Origin of the sequence: Pararhodobacter sp. (genome assembly GCF_036802785.1) — a bacterium.
Lineage (GTDB): Bacteria > Pseudomonadota > Alphaproteobacteria > Rhodobacterales > Rhodobacteraceae > Pararhodobacter.
The window spans coordinates 1-17,703 of record NZ_DAIRVN010000092.1; the positions used below are offsets into that span (position 1 = coordinate 1).

The 17,703-nt window shown below is 65.0% G+C and carries 16 protein-coding genes; 9 read left to right on the forward strand and 7 right to left on the reverse strand.

Annotation, left to right across the window (positions count from 1 at the left end):
* Nucleotides 1-112: 112 nt before the first annotated feature.
* Nucleotides 113-1,486, forward strand: a complete 1,374-nt coding sequence (locus tag V7Q53_RS21110; protein WP_333830830.1) for an L-serine ammonia-lyase — start codon at nucleotides 113-115, stop codon at nucleotides 1,484-1,486.
* Nucleotides 1,487-1,572: 86 nt separating this feature from the next.
* On the forward strand, nucleotides 1,573-2,493 hold the full coding sequence (locus tag V7Q53_RS21115; protein ID WP_333830831.1) for a DMT family transporter: 921 nt from the start codon (nucleotides 1,573-1,575) through the stop codon (nucleotides 2,491-2,493).
* Here V7Q53_RS21115 and V7Q53_RS21120 read toward each other — a convergent pair.
* Entirely contained in the window at nucleotides 2,450-3,142 is a 693-nt protein-coding gene (locus V7Q53_RS21120; RefSeq protein WP_333830832.1) for a thiamine diphosphokinase, read from the reverse strand. The two genes, V7Q53_RS21115 and V7Q53_RS21120, sit on opposite strands and share 44 nt — an antisense overlap.
* Nucleotides 3,143-3,280: 138 nt before the next feature.
* Between V7Q53_RS21120 and V7Q53_RS21125 the strand changes: the two genes are divergently transcribed.
* On the forward strand, nucleotides 3,281-5,344 hold the full coding sequence (locus tag V7Q53_RS21125; protein ID WP_333830833.1) for a hypothetical protein: 2,064 nt from the start codon (nucleotides 3,281-3,283) through the stop codon (nucleotides 5,342-5,344).
* Between the two features lie 49 nt (nucleotides 5,345-5,393).
* On the opposite strand, the gene V7Q53_RS21130 is transcribed toward V7Q53_RS21125, so the two are convergent.
* Together V7Q53_RS21130 and V7Q53_RS21135 are read right to left on the reverse strand one after the other, a co-directional pair.
* Entirely contained in the window at nucleotides 5,394-5,630 is a 237-nt protein-coding gene (locus V7Q53_RS21130; protein ID WP_333830834.1) for a DUF2842 domain-containing protein, read from the reverse strand.
* A complete protein-coding gene (locus V7Q53_RS21135; protein WP_333830835.1) occupies nucleotides 5,630-6,922 on the reverse strand; it encodes an adenylosuccinate synthase in 1,293 nt (430 codons plus the stop codon). Before V7Q53_RS21135 ends, V7Q53_RS21130 begins: the two co-directional genes overlap by 1 nt.
* Nucleotides 6,923-7,127: 205 nt before the next feature.
* Between V7Q53_RS21135 and secG the strand changes: the two genes are divergently transcribed.
* From secG to V7Q53_RS21150, 3 genes are all read left to right on the forward strand, one after another.
* Nucleotides 7,128-7,478, forward strand: coding sequence for a preprotein translocase subunit SecG (gene secG, locus V7Q53_RS21140; protein ID WP_333830836.1), 351 nt, complete (start codon nucleotides 7,128-7,130; stop codon nucleotides 7,476-7,478).
* A 141-nt stretch (nucleotides 7,479-7,619) separates the two neighbouring features.
* Complete coding sequence (locus V7Q53_RS21145; RefSeq protein WP_333830837.1) at nucleotides 7,620-9,263, forward strand: CTP synthase; 1,644 nt, start codon at nucleotides 7,620-7,622, stop codon at nucleotides 9,261-9,263.
* A 111-nt stretch (nucleotides 9,264-9,374) separates the two neighbouring features.
* Nucleotides 9,375-9,959: a hypothetical protein gene (locus V7Q53_RS21150; protein ID WP_333830838.1), complete on the forward strand. Its 585-nt coding sequence runs from the start codon at nucleotides 9,375-9,377 to the stop codon at nucleotides 9,957-9,959.
* A 91-nt stretch (nucleotides 9,960-10,050) separates the two neighbouring features.
* On the opposite strand, the gene V7Q53_RS21155 is transcribed toward V7Q53_RS21150, so the two are convergent.
* The gene (locus tag V7Q53_RS21155) at nucleotides 10,051-10,362 is read right to left on the reverse strand and encodes an ETC complex I subunit (protein WP_333830839.1); all 312 of its coding nucleotides are present in this window, start codon (nucleotides 10,360-10,362) and stop codon (nucleotides 10,051-10,053) included.
* Between the two features lie 179 nt (nucleotides 10,363-10,541).
* Between V7Q53_RS21155 and uvrB the strand changes: the two genes are divergently transcribed.
* Nucleotides 10,542-12,707, forward strand: coding sequence for an excinuclease ABC subunit UvrB (uvrB, locus tag V7Q53_RS21160; protein ID WP_333830840.1), 2,166 nt, complete (start codon nucleotides 10,542-10,544; stop codon nucleotides 12,705-12,707).
* Between the two features lie 283 nt (nucleotides 12,708-12,990).
* Here uvrB and V7Q53_RS21165 read toward each other — a convergent pair whose 3' ends face one another.
* Entirely contained in the window at nucleotides 12,991-13,260 is a 270-nt protein-coding gene (locus tag V7Q53_RS21165; RefSeq protein WP_333830846.1) for an usg protein, read from the reverse strand.
* 173 nt (nucleotides 13,261-13,433) lie between these two features.
* Between V7Q53_RS21165 and V7Q53_RS21170 the strand changes: the two genes are divergently transcribed.
* Nucleotides 13,434-13,940, forward strand: coding sequence for a YdcF family protein (locus tag V7Q53_RS21170; RefSeq protein WP_333830841.1), 507 nt, complete (start codon nucleotides 13,434-13,436; stop codon nucleotides 13,938-13,940).
* A gap of 9 nt (nucleotides 13,941-13,949) precedes the next feature.
* Here V7Q53_RS21170 and V7Q53_RS21175 read toward each other — a convergent pair whose 3' ends face one another.
* Both V7Q53_RS21175 and V7Q53_RS21180 read right to left on the reverse strand, forming a co-directional pair.
* Complete coding sequence (locus tag V7Q53_RS21175) at nucleotides 13,950-14,339, reverse strand: hypothetical protein (RefSeq protein WP_333830843.1); 390 nt, start codon at nucleotides 14,337-14,339, stop codon at nucleotides 13,950-13,952.
* A 10-nt stretch (nucleotides 14,340-14,349) separates the two neighbouring features.
* Nucleotides 14,350-14,751 (reverse strand): universal stress protein, encoded by a 402-nt coding sequence (locus V7Q53_RS21180; protein ID WP_333830844.1) that lies wholly within the window; start codon nucleotides 14,749-14,751, stop codon nucleotides 14,350-14,352.
* A 197-nt stretch (nucleotides 14,752-14,948) separates the two neighbouring features.
* Here V7Q53_RS21180 and gyrA point away from each other — a divergent pair, with 197 nt between their 5' ends.
* The gene (gene gyrA, locus V7Q53_RS21185; protein ID WP_442954462.1) at nucleotides 14,949-17,657 is read left to right on the forward strand and encodes a DNA gyrase subunit A; all 2,709 of its coding nucleotides are present in this window, start codon (nucleotides 14,949-14,951) and stop codon (nucleotides 17,655-17,657) included.
* The last annotated feature ends 46 nt before the right edge of the window (nucleotides 17,658-17,703 follow it).

The window sequence follows — 17,703 nt, forward strand, 5'->3', positions numbered from 1 at the left end:
CCCCCGGCCCCCTGCCGCGCCGCGCGTCAGAAACAGTGCCGGTTGTGTCGTTGCCGGTCCACTTTCGCGCGCAGATTGCTATACCAACGGTCAGGATACACAGGGAGCGCGCATGTTTCTTTCGGTTTTTGATATGTTCAAGATCGGCATCGGCCCGTCGTCCAGCCACACGATGGGGCCGATGGTGGCGGCGGCGCGCTTCCTCGCGCTCCTGCGCAACTCGCCCTTCCGCGCGCAGGGGCTGCGCGCCTCGCTGCACGGCTCGCTGGCCTTCACCGGCCATGGCCATGCCACCGACCGCGCCGTCATCCTCGGCCTCGCCGGGTTTGAGCCGCAAACCTATGACGCCCCAGGCGCCGAGGCCACGCTCACCGCAAATCGCGCAGAGCGCCGGCTTTCCCCGCCCGGTCTGGGCAGCTTGCGCTTTGATCCGGCGCAGGATCTGGTCTTTGACTACGGCCCGCCCCTGCCCGGCCATGCCAATGGCCTGATTCTGATGGCCACCGATGCACAGGGCGATGTGATCCTGCAGGAAACCTATTACTCGGTCGGCGGTGGCTTCGTGGTGAGCGCGGATGAGCTGGCAGGCGCGGCGCGCGCCCCGCGTCAGACCGGCTTCCCCTTCCCGTTCGACAGCGCCGCCGGAATGCTCTCCATGGCGCGCGACAGCGGGCTGAGCATTGCCGCGATGAAGCGCGCGAACGAGCTGACCCTGCGCTCCGCCACTGAGCTGGACGCGGGGCTGGCGCGCCTCTGGAGCGTCATGAACGCCTGTATCGACCGTGGCCTGAGCGGCGAGGGCATCCTGCCCGGCGGGCTGGGTGTGAAGCGCCGCGCGCAGGCGATCCATCAGGCCCTGCTGGCCGAGCGTGGCCTGAACCTCACCCCGCCGCATGTGATCAATGACTGGATGTCGTGCTATGCGATGGCCGTGAACGAGGAAAACGCCGCCGGTGGTCAGGTGGTGACCGCGCCGACCAATGGCGCGGCGGGCGTGGTTCCGGCAGTGATTCGCTACTGGCTGGACCATGTACCCGGCGCCAGCCCACGGCTTGCCGGTGATTTCCTGCTGACCGCTGCCGCCATCGGCGGGCTGATCAAGCATAACGCCTCCATCTCAGGCGCGGAATGCGGCTGTCAGGCCGAGGTGGGCAGCGCGGCGGCCATGGCGGCGGCGGGGCTCTGTGCGGTCATGGGCGGCACGCCCCCGCAGGTGGAGAATGCCGCCGAAATCGCGCTTGAGCACCATCTGGGCATGACCTGCGACCCGGTCAAAGGGCTGGTGCAGGTGCCCTGCATCGAGCGCAACGGGCTGGGCGCGATCAAGGCGGTCTCAGCCGCCTCGCTGGCCTTGCGCGGCGATGGCCAGCATTTCATGCCGCTCGACAACTGCATCGAGGCCATGCGCCAGACCGGCGCCGACATGAGCGACAAATACAAGGAAACCGCGCTTGGCGGGCTGGCCGTCAACGTGCCGAACTGCTGAGCGCGCCGTCCCCCTGCCGCTGGCGGGGGCTTGCAGCCGTGCGCGCGGCGTGATGAAGCTGCCCTTTTTACAAGCCGAAGCCCCCAATGAAACGCGCCTTCATCCCCCCTTCTGACCGTATTCTGCCCGGTGTCCTCCTGATGCTGACGTTTTGCGCCATCGCGCCGCTGATTGACGTTGCCGCCAAGATGGCAGCGCAGTCGGTGACGGTCACGCAGGTCACCTTGTTCCGGATGATCGTTCAGGCCGCGCTGATGCTTCCCGTGGTGCTATTGCTGCGCCAGTCGCTGACCCTGACGCGCCGCCAGACCGGACTTCTGGCGCTGCGGGCGCTGGCGCTTATCGGCTCCACCTGGTTTTTCGTCGCCGCCGTGGCGGTGATGCCGATCGCCGATGCGCTGGCGATTGTCTTTGTCGAGCCCTTCATCCTGCTGGCACTGGGCTTCCTTCTGTTCGGTGAGCAGGTCGGCCCGCGCCGGATCGCCGCCTCGGTTGTCGGCTTTGGCGGTGCGCTGCTGGTCATCCAGCCGAATTTCGCGGTCTTCGGCACCGTCGCGCTCTATCCGCTGGCGACCGCCGCCTGTTTCGCCGCCTATATGCTGCTGACCCGCCGCATCTCGCGCGAGGTTGCGCCCGAGGCCATGCAACTGCACACGGCGGTGCTGGGAACGCTGCTGTTCCTGCCGCTGGTGGGGCTGGGCCATGTCGCCAGCATCGTCCCGCTGAGCATTGCAAACACCACCGGGCAGGTCTGGTTGCAGTTGTTCAGCGTGGGGCTGGCGGCGACGGTCTCGCATATGGCGATCACCTATGCGTTGCGTTTCGCGCCCTCGGCCACCCTCGCCCCGCTGCATTATCTGGAGATCGTCGCGGCAGTGGGGCTGGGCTGGTTCTTTTTCGCGGACTGGCCCAACCCGCTAAGCTGGGCGGGCATTACCGTGATCACCGCATCGGGCCTTTACATCATCGCGCGCGAGCGGGCGCTGGCCAGACGGGCGCCTGCCTGAGCCCCTCCAGCACCGCCTCCAGCGATGCCACAGGCAACAAGACCAGCATTGCCGCGCGTTCAGGCTCCAGCGTGACCACGCCTTCGGCCACCGCATTTGATGTCCCGATCATCCCCTCCGGATCAAAGGCCAGCCCGGTCGTCGGCCAGATCAGCCCGGCGCTTTCGCACCGCACCGGCGCCATGGGGAACAGTGACAGGCGGCTGCCCGGCGGCAGTGCCAGCCGCAGGCGCGGCGGTGCCAGAAAGCACAGGTCCACCCCAGCATCCACCACCACCCTTGCCTGCGGGTTGCGCAACAGCGTGCTCATCCCGGCCAGCGTATGATCCAGCCGCGCCCCGGTGAAACCCAGCGCCAGAATCACCGGCGCGCGCACCACGTCCAGCGCCTTGTCAAAGTCGGTGCTGTCCTGCGAGGGCGTGTGCCACAGGCGTTCCGGCGCAATCGCCGCCCGCCCCGCCGCGCTGATCGAATCCAGATCGCCCAGCACCAGTTGTGGCATCAGCCCCTGCGCCAGCGCGTGATCGGCCCCGCTGTCCACCGCCACCAGATCCGGCGCATGGCTCAGCGCCAGCGCCAGCCGCTCCGGCGCCATCTCGCCGCCGCCCAGAAGGGTGATCCCTTTCGTCGATGTGAACCGCCTGCTCATGCCCTGTCTTGTCAATTAAGGCGGGCACAGGCAAGCTTGGCCACAATGCGATCACCAAATTACCCCCAAGTTTCCATCCTATCGCGCGGCTGCAGGGTAAATAGTCCGTTCAGTGTGACGATAAAGGGCGAATAGATTATGGTCGGTCCGAGCAAGATCCTCACGGTGTCTTACGGCACGTTTTCATGCACCCTCGAAGGGTTTGACGAGCCGTTTTCCACCATGAAGGCGATTGCGGAATATTTCCGCGATCTGGCGGCCGAAGACCGCTATTTCGGCGCCGAGCCGCCGACGCCGGATGCCGAGATGCTGCACCGCATTGCCGAGCGCGAGATCAAGCGCCGGGTCGAGGCCAAGATAGAGGACAACGGGGTTGTGCTGCGCGCGCATATCGGCGGGCCGGTGCAAGCCGATGCGCCGCCTGCCTCCCGTCAGCGCGGTACCGATGATATCCCGTCGCCCCGCATGCCACAGGGGGCGTCACATGAGGACAGAACGGTGCCACCGGTGGTGATGCCAGAGCCTGCCCCAGCTATGTTCTCCCCGCCCCCGGCAGCCGATGTCACCCTGCCCGATATCGGCTCAATCGCGGGGATTTCGGAGAAACTGCAACGCATCCGTGCCGCTGTCGCCCAGTCCCGCGCCTTTGAAACCAGCGAAGACGACCAGCCTGCTGTCAGCGACGAGGCCAGACGCGCCGAAGCTGAGCGCCTTGCTGCCGAGGAAGCCGGACGCGCCGTGGCCGCACGCCTCGCCGCAGAGGAAGCCGAGCGCGCTGAGGCCGAGCGCCGCGCCGCCGAGGAAGCCGAACGTGCCGAGGCCGAACGCCGCGCCGCCGAGGAAGCCGAACGTGCCGAGGCCGCACGCCTAGCCGCCGAAGAAGCCGAACGTGCCGAAGCCGAACGCCTCGCTGCCGAGGAAGCCGAGCGCGCTGAGGCCGAGCGCCGCGCTGCCGAGGAAGCCGAGCGCGCCGAGGCCGAGCGCCTTGCTGCCGAGGAAGCCGAACGCGCCGAGGCAGAACGCCGTGCTGCCGAGGAAGCTGAACGTGCCGAGGCAGAACGCCTTGCTGCCGAGGAAGCCGAGCGGGCCGAGGCCGAACGCCGTGCCGCTGAGGAAGCTGAACGCGCCGAAGCCGAGCGCCGCGCCGCAGTGGAAGCCGAGACCCGCCCGCGTCGGCGTGTGGTTGTGGTGCGCCCTGCGCGTCCCGCTGCACCGCAGCCGCAGGCGATAGCGGCCGAGGCCGCAGCAGAACCCGCGCCGGAAACGGAAGCCGAAGACACCCCGGAACCCGTTGAAACCGCGCAAAGCGACTCACTGGAAGAGCGGGTCGCCCGGGCGCTGGGGGAAACCGGCCTGACCGATGAGGACGAGGCCGAGCTGCTGCGCGAACTCGTCGCCGTCGAACGCGAAGCCGAAGAGATGCGCGCCAACGAGCGCCGCCGCCGCGAACTGCTGCAGGACACCCGCACCGAAGCCGCCGTTGACCGGCTTATCAGCCAGGCCGATTCGCAGCTTCAGCAGCCCGAGGCGCAGCGACGCCAGTCCACCATCTCGCATCTGAAAGCCGCCGTTGTCGCCACCCGCGCCGATGCCGCCGAGGGCAACCACCGCGACACGCGGGCCGAAGCGCAGGAAATGGCGCGCTACCGCGAAGATCTGGCGCGGACCGTGCGCCCGGGGCCCGAGGACAGCGACAGCATGCTGCGCCGCCCCCAGCGCCCCGCTGCGCTCACGGAACGCCCGCGCACCGTGCAGGCGCCGCTGGTGCTGGTCTCGGAACAGCGCATCGACCGGCCCGCCGAGGTCGAAGCGGTGCGCCCGCGCCGGGTCAGCGCCGGGGCGCTGGCGATGGAAGAGCTGTTTGATGAGGATGACGCGCCGCAAGCCGCGCAGGTCGCGCCCGGCCGCGCCTTTGTCGATTTTGTCGCGCCGCATAATCTGAGCACGCTGAACGAAACCATCGAAGCGGCGGCGGCCTATGTGACCCATGTCGAGGGTTGCCCCGAATTCACCCGCCCGCAGGTGATGCGCCATGTGGTGGCCACCGGCGCGCCGATGACGCGCAGCCGCGAGAATCTGCTGCGTTCCTTCGGGCTGCTGCTGCGTCAGGGAATGATCCGCCGCGCGCGTCGCGGCCAGTTCGAGCTTGCGCCGGAATCGGATTTCGCAGGTCTGGCACGCCGCTTCGCGCAGCGCGGCTGACGCCTTACCCCGGGGTCAGATCCAGGTCAGAAAACCGGCCCGGCAGCGATCACTCGCTGTCGGGCTTTTTCGTGGCTTCGGGGTCAGCCTGACCGACCCCTTTGAACAGCGCCTTGAGCGGGAAGGCCCAGACAACCCCCAGCGCAACATAGATCAGCAGCTCAAGCCAGAAAGGCGGCCGGTCGAACAGCGCCACCAGACTGACGGCGGCGACGATATAGGCGGGCAGCGCCACAAGCAGAACGAAGATCGACCACCGGCGCCGGGCTTTCCATGACAGTGCCATCAGTCGACAAACGGGTCAGTGACAAGGATCGTATCGTCACGCTCAGGCGAGGTGGACAGCAGCGCGACCGGGCACTGGATCAGCTCTTCGATCCGGCGCACATATTTGATCGCCGCGCCCGGCAGTTCAGCCCATGAGCGCGCGCCCTCGGTGCTTTCCTGCCAGCCCGGCATCTCTTCGTAGACCGGCGTGACCCGTGCCTGAAGATCGGCTGCGGTGGGCAGGTAATCCAGCAGCTTGCCGTCCAGCTCATACCCGGTGCAGATTTTCAGCGTCTCGAATCCGTCCAGCACATCAAGCTTGGTCAGCGCGATGCCGGTCACACCGGAGGTGGCGCAGGTCTGGCGCACCAGCACCGCATCGAACCAGCCGCAGCGGCGCTTGCGCCCGGTGACGGTGCCGAATTCATGCCCCCGCTCGCCCAGCCGCTGGCCGGTCTCATCGTGCAGTTCGGTCGGGAAAGGCCCTTCGCCCACACGGGTGGTATAGGCCTTGACGATCCCCAGCACGAAATCAATCGCCGTGGGGCCCAGCCCGGTGCCGGTCGCGGCCATGCCTGCCAGCGTGTTGGAGCTGGTCACATAGGGATAGGTGCCGAAATCGACATCCAGCAGACTGCCCTGCGCGCCCTCAAAGAGGATGCGTTTGCCGGCGCGGCGGGCCTCATTCATCACCTTCCAGACCGGCGCCGCATAGGGCAGGATCTTGGGTGCCACCTCAAGCAGTTGCGCCTTGAGCGCCACGGCATCGACCGGCTCCAGCCCCAGCCCTGCGCGCAGCGCGTTGTGATGGGTCAGCATCCGCCCGATGCGCAGATCCAGCGTGGCCTCATCGGCCAGATCGGCCACGCGGATGGCGCGGCGGCCCACCTTGTCTTCATAGGCCGGGCCGATGCCCCGCCCGGTGGTGCCGATACGCGCCACCGAATTCTGGTTTTCGCGCGCGCGGTCCAGCTCGCCATGCACAGGCAGGATCAGCGAGGTGTTCTCGGCGACCATCAGCACCTCGGGGTTGATCTCAACCCCCTGCGCCGTCAGTTTCTCGATCTCGGCCAGAAGCGCCCAGGGATCGAGCACCACACCATTGCCGATGACCGACAGCTTGCCGCCGCGCACGATGCCCGAAGGCAGCAGGCTCAGCTTGTAGACCGTGCCATCAATGACCAGCGTATGGCCCGCGTTGTGCCCGCCCTGAAAGCGCGCGATGACATCCGCGCGCTCCGAGAGCCAGTCAACGATCTTGCCTTTACCCTCGTCGCCCCATTGGGCACCCACGACAACCACATTGGCCATATTTCCGGTCCTTGCATCGGTTGAAAACCGAGGCTCGTATAGCGATCCCGGGCGCGTAACGAAACTGCTAAATGATTCAGCACCGACAGATAGGCGACAGATCAGCGCCGCCCCCCTCCCCGTGCGCCGCGTTGCCCGCCCCTTTCGACTTGCACGCCCAGCGGGCTGCGCATAGATAGGCACGAAACCGGTCAAGGGCCTTTCCATGCAGAATGTCGTGCTCATCATCCACCTTCTTCTGGCGCTCGCGCTTATCGCAGTGGTGCTGCTGCAGCGATCGGAAGGTGGCGGGCTTGGTATTGGTGGCGGCGCCATGGGCCCGCAGGCGGGCCGCCCGCCTCTGACGGGGCTCGCCAAACTGACCTGGGGTTTCGCCATTGCGTTCATCTGCACCTCGCTGGCGCTGACCGTGATTTCCGCCCAGCAGAGCGCCGACACCTCGGTGCTGGACCGGATCGGCGTGCAACGTGACAGTGCCCCGGCGCCGTCGCTGCCTGATCTGCAATTGCCGCCCGCCGGTGGCGACGCGCCGCTGCTGCCGCCGCGTCAGGACTGAGGCATCACCAACATCTGGGCCTTCCGGCCCAATCGAAACAGCATGTAGCGCCCGTATTGCGGTTCGCCCGGGATTGGATTATACATCGACTCCCGTGATCCGCGCTTTTTTTGCGGGCGTTCAACACGGGGGTTTGCCTGCATGGCGCGCTATATTTTCATTACCGGCGGGGTGGTTTCCAGCCTTGGCAAAGGGCTGGCTTCGGCCGCGCTGGGGGCGCTGTTGCAGGCGCGCGGCTTCACTGTCCGGCTGCGCAAGCTTGACCCCTATCTGAATGTCGATCCCGGAACCATGTCACCGTTCGAGCATGGCGAGGTTTTCGTCACCGATGACGGTGCGGAAACCGACCTTGATCTGGGCCATTACGAGCGCTTCACCGGGGTTCCCGCGCGCAAGACTGACTCCATCTCATCGGGCCGGATCTATATGAACGTGCTCGAAAAAGAGCGCCGTGGCGATTATCTGGGCAAGACCATTCAGGTCATTCCGCATGTCACCAACGAGATCAAGGAATTCCTGCGCATCGGCGAGCATGAGGTGGATTTCATGCTCTGCGAGATCGGCGGCACGGTCGGCGATATCGAAGGGCTGCCATTCTTTGAGGCCATCCGCCAGTTCACCCACGAGCGCCCGCGCGGCGAATGCATCCTGATGCACCTGACGCTGCTGCCCTATCTGGCAGCCTCGGGTGAGCTGAAGACCAAGCCGACACAGCATTCGGTGAAAGAGCTGCAGTCCATCGGCCTTGCGCCCGATGTGCTGGTCTGCCGCTCGGAACATCCGATCCCTGAGAAAGAGCGCGAGAAGATCGCGCTGTTCTGCAATGTGCGCAAGGAATCGGTGATTCCGGCCTATGACCTGAAATCCATCTATGAAGCCCCGCTGGCCTATCACGGCGCGGGCCTTGATCAGGCGGTGCTGGATGCCTTTGGCATCAACCCCGCCCCCCGCCCGAACCTAGCCCGCTGGGAAGACGTGATGGACCGTCTGACCCATGCCGAGGGGCAGGTGCGCGTGGCGATCGTGGGGAAATACACCCAGCTTGAAGATGCCTACAAATCCATCGCCGAGGCGCTGACCCATGGCGGCATGGCCAATCGCGTGCGCGTCAAAGCCGAATGGATCGATGCCGAGATTTTTGACCGCGAAGACCCCTCGCCGCATCTGGAGGGCTTCCATGCCATCCTCGTCCCCGGCGGCTTCGGCGAACGCGGAACCGAGGGCAAGATCCGCGCCGCCACCTGGGCACGCGAAAAGAAGATCCCCTATCTGGGCATCTGTCTGGGCATGCAGATGGCCGTGATCGAGGCCGCGCGCAATCTGGCCGGGATCAAGGATGCGGGCAGCGAGGAGTTTGACCACGAGGCGGGCGGGAAGCGCTTCACCCCGGTGGTCTATCACCTCAAGGAATGGGTGCAGGGCAACCATGTCGTCGAGCGCAAGCTGGGCGATGACAAGGGCGGCACCATGCGGCTGGGGGCTTATGACGCGCAGCTTGCCGAGGGATCGCTTGTGGCCCGCGTCTATGGTGGCACCCATATCGAGGAACGTCACCGCCACCGCTATGAGGTGGACATCCGCTACCGCGAACAGCTTGAAGCCTGCGGCATGGTCTTTTCGGGGATGTCACCCGATGGCCGCCTGCCCGAAATCGTGGAGCATGGCGGGCATCCGTGGTTCATCGGGGTGCAGTTCCACCCCGAGCTGAAATCAAAACCCTTCGCCCCGCACCCGCTTTTTGCCGATTTCGTCCGCGCCGCGATCGAGGTTTCGCGACTGGTATGAGCTTGGCCCCTGCCTGTGAAAGTGCAAGCGGGGGCTGATGCCCGGGGTAATGAAGGAACCATTCCCCCGGTCTGTCGGTTGTTCTTACGACCCATACTGAAAGGCAGCACCATGACCAGCACCAAAAAAGAAGCCCACACCGCCGCCACCCCTGAGGAACGGCGCGCGCTGGATACCGAAGAGTTGGAGCTTGCCGACAAGGCGCGCAACCCGGCCCTGAGCGCCCTTTCAGACCGTGAATTGTCGGATCTGGTGAGCAGGCTGCGTTCGCGCCGCAACCGGGCGCGCGATATCGCTGATCGTCAGGGACGTGAGGCGCGCGCCAAGGCAGCGCCCTCCGGCACGACCCCTGCAAAGGGCAATACGGGCACGCTTTTCAAGCACGATTACCTCAATTCGGCGCTTGAGCGGGCGATGGAAGAGCGCAAGGCGCGCGGTGGAACAGATGAGGATGACTCGGCGGATGCCGCGCCAAGCCAGCGCGATCTGGCGTTGAAAGCCATGGAAATGAAACGTGCGGGAGAGGCCGGTCCAAGCGAGATGACCGAGGATGGCGGTGCCCTGCACCCCGATGACCCGGATGCAAGTGAGGGCAAGGCGGGTATGGCCGAGACGGCGCGCCGCATGGCACCTTCGGGCGCCTTCGATCACGCCGGGAACCTGCCTTCGCGTGAGAGATCGCGCACCCGTTACTGACATCCGGCTTCAGCGGCACTGCACCGGGCCTTCGGGTCCGGTGTTTCTGTGTCGGGCGCAGGGAAAGCCCCTCGCCCACGGCTTTGGGCTTTCAGTGCGTCCAGACCTGCCGACGGCTCGTGGCAAAGTTATCGCCATACCCACCCGGCCGGATATTGGCCGCGCGCGGCTTGGGCTGCACAACGCTGTAGTCGATGCCATGCGCTTCGGCATAGGCCTCAGCCTCAGCCTGTGTGGCAAAGCGCAGCCGCACCTGTGACTGCGTGTCATTTGAGCTGGTCCAGCCCATCAGCGGGTCGGTCGCGCGCGCCTCGGAGGGGGCAAAATCCAGCACCCACTGCCGGCTCCGGTTGGGGCCGGATTGCATGGCGTTGCGGGCGGGGCGATAGATGCGGGCGCGCATGGGCTGGTCTCCGGTTGCTTTGGGGCTTTATCCCTAAAACAACGGTGTCTGGCAAGAGGGGGTTGCAAGGCGCCCGACAAGAACAAGTATGGTACGCCAGACCGGGCCCAAACGGGGCAGCGGGGTTGCATCCGCCCGCCATTCCCGCACACTGGCCTCGCACCAAGGAGAACCTGCCCGTGACCGACTCGCCCCCTGCCCCCCAAACGGCACCGCGCCAGAAGCTGGAAGGCGGCAAACGCTTCGTCATGCGGGCGCCGTTCACCGCCGCAGGCGATCAGCCGACGGCGATTGCCGAACTGGCACAGGGCGTGCGCGACGGTGAGCGCAATCAGGTGCTGCTGGGGGCCACCGGCACCGGCAAGACCTTCACCATGGCCAGCATCATCGAGGAAACCCAGCGCCCGGCGATCATCCTTGCCCCGAACAAGACACTGGCGGCCCAGCTTTACGGCGAGTTCAAGGGCTTCTTCCCTGAAAATGCTGTCGAATATTTCGTCAGCTATTATGACTATTACCAGCCCGAAGCCTATGTCGCGCGCACCGACACCTATATTGAGAAAGAAAGCCAGATCAACGAGCAGATCGACCGGATGCGCCACTCGGCCACCCGCGCGCTGCTGGAGCGTGACGATGTGATCATCGTCGCCTCGGTCAGCTGCATCTATGGTATCGGCTCGGTCGAAACTTATTCGGCGATGACCCAGGATCTGGTGGTGGGGGCGCTCTATGATCAGCGCCAGATCATCACCGAACTGGTCACCCAGCAATACCGGCGCAATGATATGGCGTTTGCGCGCGGGGCGTTCCGGGTGCGCGGCGATGTTGTCGAAGTCTGGCCTGCCCACCTTGAAGACCGCGCCTGGCGGCTGTCGTTCTTTGGCGAGGAGTTGGAGTCGATCACCGAGTTTGACCCCCTCACCGGCGCCAAGACCGGCAGCTTTGACACAATCCGCATCTATGCGAACAGCCACTATGTGACCCCGCGCCCCACGCTGCAACAGGCGATCAAGGGCATCAAGGACGAGCTGTTTCATACGCTCAAGCGCATGAACGCCGAGGGAAAGCTGTTGGAGGCGCAGCGGCTGGAGCAGCGCACACGGTTCGATATCGAGATGCTGGAGGCGGCGGGCGTCTGCAACGGGATCGAGAATTACTCGCGCTACCTGACCGGGCGCGCGCCCGGTGAGCCGCCGCCCACGCTTTTTGAATTCATCCCCGACAATGCAATCGTCTTCGCCGATGAATCGCATGTCTCGGTGCCGCAGATCGGTGGCATGTATCGCGGCGACTACAAACGCAAGTTCACGCTGGCCGAACATGGCTTCCGCCTGCCCTCGTGCATGGACAACCGCCCGCTGAAGTTCGAGGAATGGGATGCGATGCGCCCGCAATCGGTCTTCGTGTCGGCGACTCCCGCGAAATGGGAAATGGAGCAGACCGGCGGCGTGTTCACCGAACAGGTGATCCGCCCCACCGGCCTGCTGGACCCTGAGGTGGAAATCCGCCCCGTGGTGTCGCAGGTCGATGACCTGCTCGATGAGATCCGCCGCGTTGCGCAGGACGGGCTGCGCGTGCTGGTGACGGTTCTGACCAAGCGCATGGCCGAGGATCTGACCGAATATCTGCACGAACAGGGCATTCGCGTGCGCTACATGCATTCCGATATCGACACGATCGAGCGGATCGAGATTCTGCGCGATCTGCGGCTGGGGGCTTTTGATGTGCTGGTGGGGATCAACCTGCTGCGCGAGGGGCTGGATATTCCCGAATGCGGGCTGGTGGCGATTCTGGATGCCGACAAGGAGGGGTTCCTGCGCTCGGAAACCTCGCTGATCCAGACCATCGGCCGGGCGGCACGCAATGCCGAGGGCCGGGTGATCATGTATGCCGACCGGATCACCGGCTCGATGGAGCGGGCGATGGCCGAGACCAACCGCCGCCGTGACAAGCAGCGGGCCTATAACGAGACCCATGGCATCACCCCGGCGACGGTGAAGAAGAATGTCGATGACGTGCTGTCAGGCCTCTGGCAGGGCGACACCGATATGGCGCGGGTCACGGCCAAGGTGGACAAGCCGCTGGTCGGCGCCAATCTGGCCGCGCATCTGGACGGGCTGCGTGTGCAGATGCGCAAGGCCGCCGAGAACCTGGAATTCGAGGAGGCCGCGCGCCTGCGCGACGAGGTCAGGCGGCTGGAAGCCGTCGAGCTAGCCATCGCCGACGACCCGCTGGCGCGGCAATCGGCGGTGGATGCAGCCGTCGAAGGCGCTGTGAAGGCGCGCGGGCGCTCCACGGCGGGCAAGGCGGGGCAGCGGGGCGGGGTGAAGAAGCGGGGGCGGTGAAATCTGTCCGCCTCAGCATCTTCTCCGCCCTCGGCATCTTTTTCCACGCCCAGCCCGTTGAAACGGCCTTCGAAGGCCATTGAACGGCGTTCCTTAACGCCGTTCTTCACAACTCTTCTTCACAGCCGTTCTTCCCGGGGCCCCGACGGGCCGCGCCCCGCTGTCACAAAGCGATATCAACGACGCGCGCATTCGCCGCCCCGGGCCGGTCACTGGTGTTGCCCGCCCGCGCCAAGCCCGTTCGAACGGGCGGGCAACGGCGTTTCTCAACGCCATTCACCGCTCAATTCATCAACCACTCCTTCACGCAGTTGCGCCACTCGCCGGGGCCGATCAGTTTGCGGTGGGTGAAGCGGATGGAATGGAGGGGCCCTTCGATCTCGCGTTGCCAGAATTCGATGAAATCGAACAGGCGCGGATAGTCCGGTGCCAGATCATAATCCTGCCAGATATAGCTGTTGAGCACGTTGCGGTAATCCGGCAGCCGGTAGAAGAATTCGGCCGTGGTCAGCCCGTAGCCCTTCAGCATCAGTTCCGTTTCCCGCAGGTCCATATCAGGATGTGCCATGGTGCTTTGCCCTTGATGCCTTGCCTCATATTCGCTCTGGTTCGCCAAGCGTGACACAAGCCAATTAAAAATCAATGAAAACAATTTGTTGGCACTCTGCCCCGGGGGCTGCTGAAACCCCCACTGGCAGCGGCTGCGGACACAGGTTATTCAGGCCTATGCGCCCTGACCCTGATATCAGCCCCACCCCTCGCCCGCGCGTCGCGCTCGTGCTGGGGGCGGCGGTGTGGGCGGGGGGCCAGCCCTCGCCCACGCTGGCGCGGCGGGCGCAGCATGCGGCGGGGCTTTACCGGGCAGGCAAGGTGGATGCGATCATCGGTTGCGGCGGGCTGGGGCGCCACCCGCCGACCGAGGCGAGCGTCATCGCGGCGCTCTGCCGCGCCGAAGGGGTGCCCGGGTCGGCGCTGAGCGAAGAGGGAGCCTCCACCAGCACGCGCGAAAATCTGCTCAACGCCCTGCCCCTTCTGGCGGCGCTGCAGCCGCAGAGCGTGGTCATTGTGACGGATCCCTATCACGCCCCGCGCGCAAAGCTGATGGCGCGGCAGCTGGGCGTGAGCGCGCGCAGCGATTGCCCGCCCTGGCGCGCTATCGGCCCACGGCAATGGCTGCGCCATATCCCGCGCGAGGGGCTGGCACTGCTTGCTACGCTGCTGCGGCTGAACTGAGCTTGCCCCCTAGCCCGGCACCTGCACCCGCACCGCGGTCATCCGGTTGCCATAGCCGAAGATCTCGACATAGACCGGCACATTGCCGCTGATGATCAACCGGCGCGTGGACGGATGCGTGTCGCTGTTGCGCAGCAACTGCTCCAGCGTGGCGCGGTTATTGGCATCGGCAAAGAACGGGTCACCTTGGTCGCCGCGCTGACGCAGGCCAAAGCGGTGATAGTTCGCCCGGTCCTGACGCAGGATCTGCCAGAACTCCCCCAGCCGCGTGCCGCTGGAATTGAACAGATCATCCTCGCCGATAAAGGCCGCGTAGGAAGCGATGAGTGACTGAGCGCCCGCTGCCATGGGCGCCATGGCCAGCATCAGGGCAAGGGCAAGGGATTTGACGGGTCGCATTGCCTGTCTCCTAGCGCAGCAGATGAACGGCGCAGGGTGCGTAGCGCACCACCCGCGCGGCGGTGGAGCCATAGAGGCTGGTATCCGAGCGATGGGTCGCCAGCACAATGCAATCCGCCTGATTGTCCTGTGCCCAGTCCAGAATCTCACGCGCGGCATCGCCTTCGATAACCACCACCCGCCCGTCCGGCAGCATATCGGCCTGGCGCTGCAGGTCGGCGTGAATGGCGCGCACCAGTTCGTCGCGGTAGCCCTCGGGCATATAGTCGATGGCGAAAAACGGCACCGGGTCCATCACATGCAGAAGCGTGATCGCAGCGCCCGGCGCGGCCAGTTTCTGCGCGACGCCCAGTTCGGCCGCAGCATCATGCCCGGTCTCATAGGCGATCGGCACCAGAATGTTCGTGTACATGGGATTCCTCCGTTGCTTTTCAGCATGCTAACCCGGATCTCCGCGTTTCACCATTGATTCAGGTCATCCCGCCCTTTCCCCGGTCGCGCTGCCATTGCGTCTGCCGGTGGGGTTCGGCTATAAGGGGTGCAACAAAATCTTGTGGATTTCAGCACAAAGAGGCCCCGGTGAGCGATACGCCCGATACCCCGGAAGAGATGGACGAAAAGAAGCCGCTGAGCCCGACGGTTTCGATCGTGCAGGAGATGCGCACCTCGTATCTTGATTACGCGATGAGCGTGATCGTCAGCCGTGCCATCCCCGATCTGCGCGACGGGCTGAAGCCCGTCCACCGGCGCATCCTCTATGCGATGCACGAATCCGGCAACACGCATGACAAGGCCTACCGCAAATCCGCCCGCTCGGTCGGCGATACGATGGGTAAATACCATCCCCATGGCGACAGCGCGATCTATGACGCGCTGGTGCGGATGGCGCAGCCCTTCTCCATGTCGCTGAAACTGCTGGACGGGCAAGGCAACTTCGGCTCGATGGACGGCGATACCGCCGCAGCAATGCGCTACACCGAAGTCCGCATGGACCGCCCGGCGAATTTCCTGCTGGCCGATATCGACAAGGACACCGTCGATTTTCAGGACAATTACGATGGCAAGGACCGTGAGCCCACGGTTCTGCCCGCGCGCTTTCCCAACATGCTGGTCAATGGCGCGGGCGGTATCGCGGTGGGTATGGCCACCAATATTCCGCCGCACAATCTGGGTGAGGTGATCGACGCCACGCAGGCACTGATCGACAATCCGGACCTGACCGCCGAAGACCTGATGGCCTTTGTCCCCGCCCCCGATTTTCCGACCGGCGCGCTGATTCTGGGCCGCTCCGGTGCGCGCAAGGCCTATACTGAGGGCCGCGGCTCAGTCGTGATCCGCTCGCGCACGCATATCGAAGAGCTCCGTAAGGACCGTTACGCGATCATCATTGATGAAATCCCCTATCAGGTGAACAAATCCACCATGGTGGAGCGGATCGCCGAAGCCGTGCGCGACAAGCGGATCGAGGGGATCAGCAATGTCGCTGATGAGAGCGACCGGACCGGCGTGCGCGTGGTGATCGAACTCAAGCGCGATGCCACCGCTGATGTGGTGCTCAACCAGCTCTTCCGCTTCACGCCGATGCAGACCTCCTTTGGCTGCAACATGCTGGCGCTCAACGGCGGGCGGCCAGAGCAGCTGACCCTGCGTGATTTCCTGACGGCCTTCATTGGCTTCCGCGAAGAGGTTGTCACCCGCCGCACCGCCTATGAGCTGAACAAGGCACGTGAGCGCAGCCATGTGCTTTGTGGTCTGGCCGTGGCCGTCTCGAATGTTGATGAGGTTGTGGCCACCATCCGCGCTTCGGCCGACCCCGCGGAAGCACGCCAAAAACTGATGACCCGGCGTTGGCCCGCCGTCGATATCGCGCCCTATATCCTGCTGATCGACGACCCCAGCCATCCGATGAACGACGACGGCACCTATAACCTTTCCGAGGTTCAGGCCCGCGCCATTCTGGAATTGCGCCTGCAACGCCTGACCGCTATGGGCGTCAAAGAGGTCACCGACGAGCTGGAAACCCTCGCCGCCAGCATCAAGGATTATCTCGATATCCTGCGCTCGCGCGAGCGGATCATGACCATTATCTCGACCGAGCTGGCCGAAGTGCGCGAGGCCTTCGCCGTGCCGCGCCGCACCGAGATCGTCGACTGGGCCGGCGATATGGACGACGAGGACCTGATCGAGCGCGAGGATATGGTCGTGACCATCACCTCGGGCGGGTATATCAAGCGCACGCCCCTGGCCGAATTCCGCTCCCAGAACCGGGGCGGCAAGGGCCTGGCCTCGATGTCGACCAAGGAAGACGATGTGGTGACCACACTTTTCGTGGCCAATACCCATACGAACCTTCTGTTCTTTACCACCGACGGGATGGTCTACAAGCTGAAATGCTGGCGCCTGCCACTGGCCGGGCGCAGTGCGCGCGGCAAGGCGATCGTCAATATCCTGCCGATCCCGGTGAAGGTGAGCATTGCTGCGATCATGCCGGTCGATGCGCCTGAGGAGGACTGGGAAAACCTGCAGATCGTCTTCGCCACCTCGCAGGGCGATGTGCGGCGCAACGCGCTGAGCGATTTCACCAATGTCATGCGCAATGGCAAGATCGCCATGAAACTGCCCGACGGCGTGAGCCTGGTGAATGCGCGCATCTGCGACGAGGACGACGACGTGATGCTGGTCACCGCGCTCGGTCGCGCGATCCGCTTCCCCACGACGGCGGTGCGCATCTTCAAGGGCCGCGATTCGACGGGTGTGCGCGGTATTCGCCTCGCCGAAGGTGATCTGGTGGTTTCGATGGCGGTGATCCGCCATTTCGAAGCCGATCCCCAGGAACGTGCTGCCTACCTCAAACAGCGCCGCCTGATGGCCGGCGCCCCCGACGAGGCTGAAGGCCAGGATGAAGATGCCGACGCGGAAATCGCTGAGGACATCGGCGAAGACACCGAGGTCGATCCGGGACAGCTTTCACCCGAACGCTACGCCGAGATGTCAGCGCGCGAAGACCTGATCCTGACCATCACCTCGAACGGGGCGGGCAAGCTGTCATCCTCGCACGGATATCCGGTGCGTGGGCGCGGCGGTCAGGGCGTGATGGCGATGGACAAGGCCATGCGCGGGGGCCGGCTGGTGGCCAGCTTCCCGGTGGATCAGGGCGACCAGATCATGCTCGCCACCTCGACCGGCCAGTCGATCCGGGTGCCTGTCGATCAGATCAGCTTCCGCTCACGCTCGGCAGGCGGGGTGCGGGTGTTCAACACCGGCGGCGGTGAAGAGGTGGTCTCGGTCGCGCGGGTGGCGGAACAGGCCGAAGAATAAAGCCGGGCAGCGAACAAAAGGAGGGGGGCTTTGCCCCCCTCTTGGC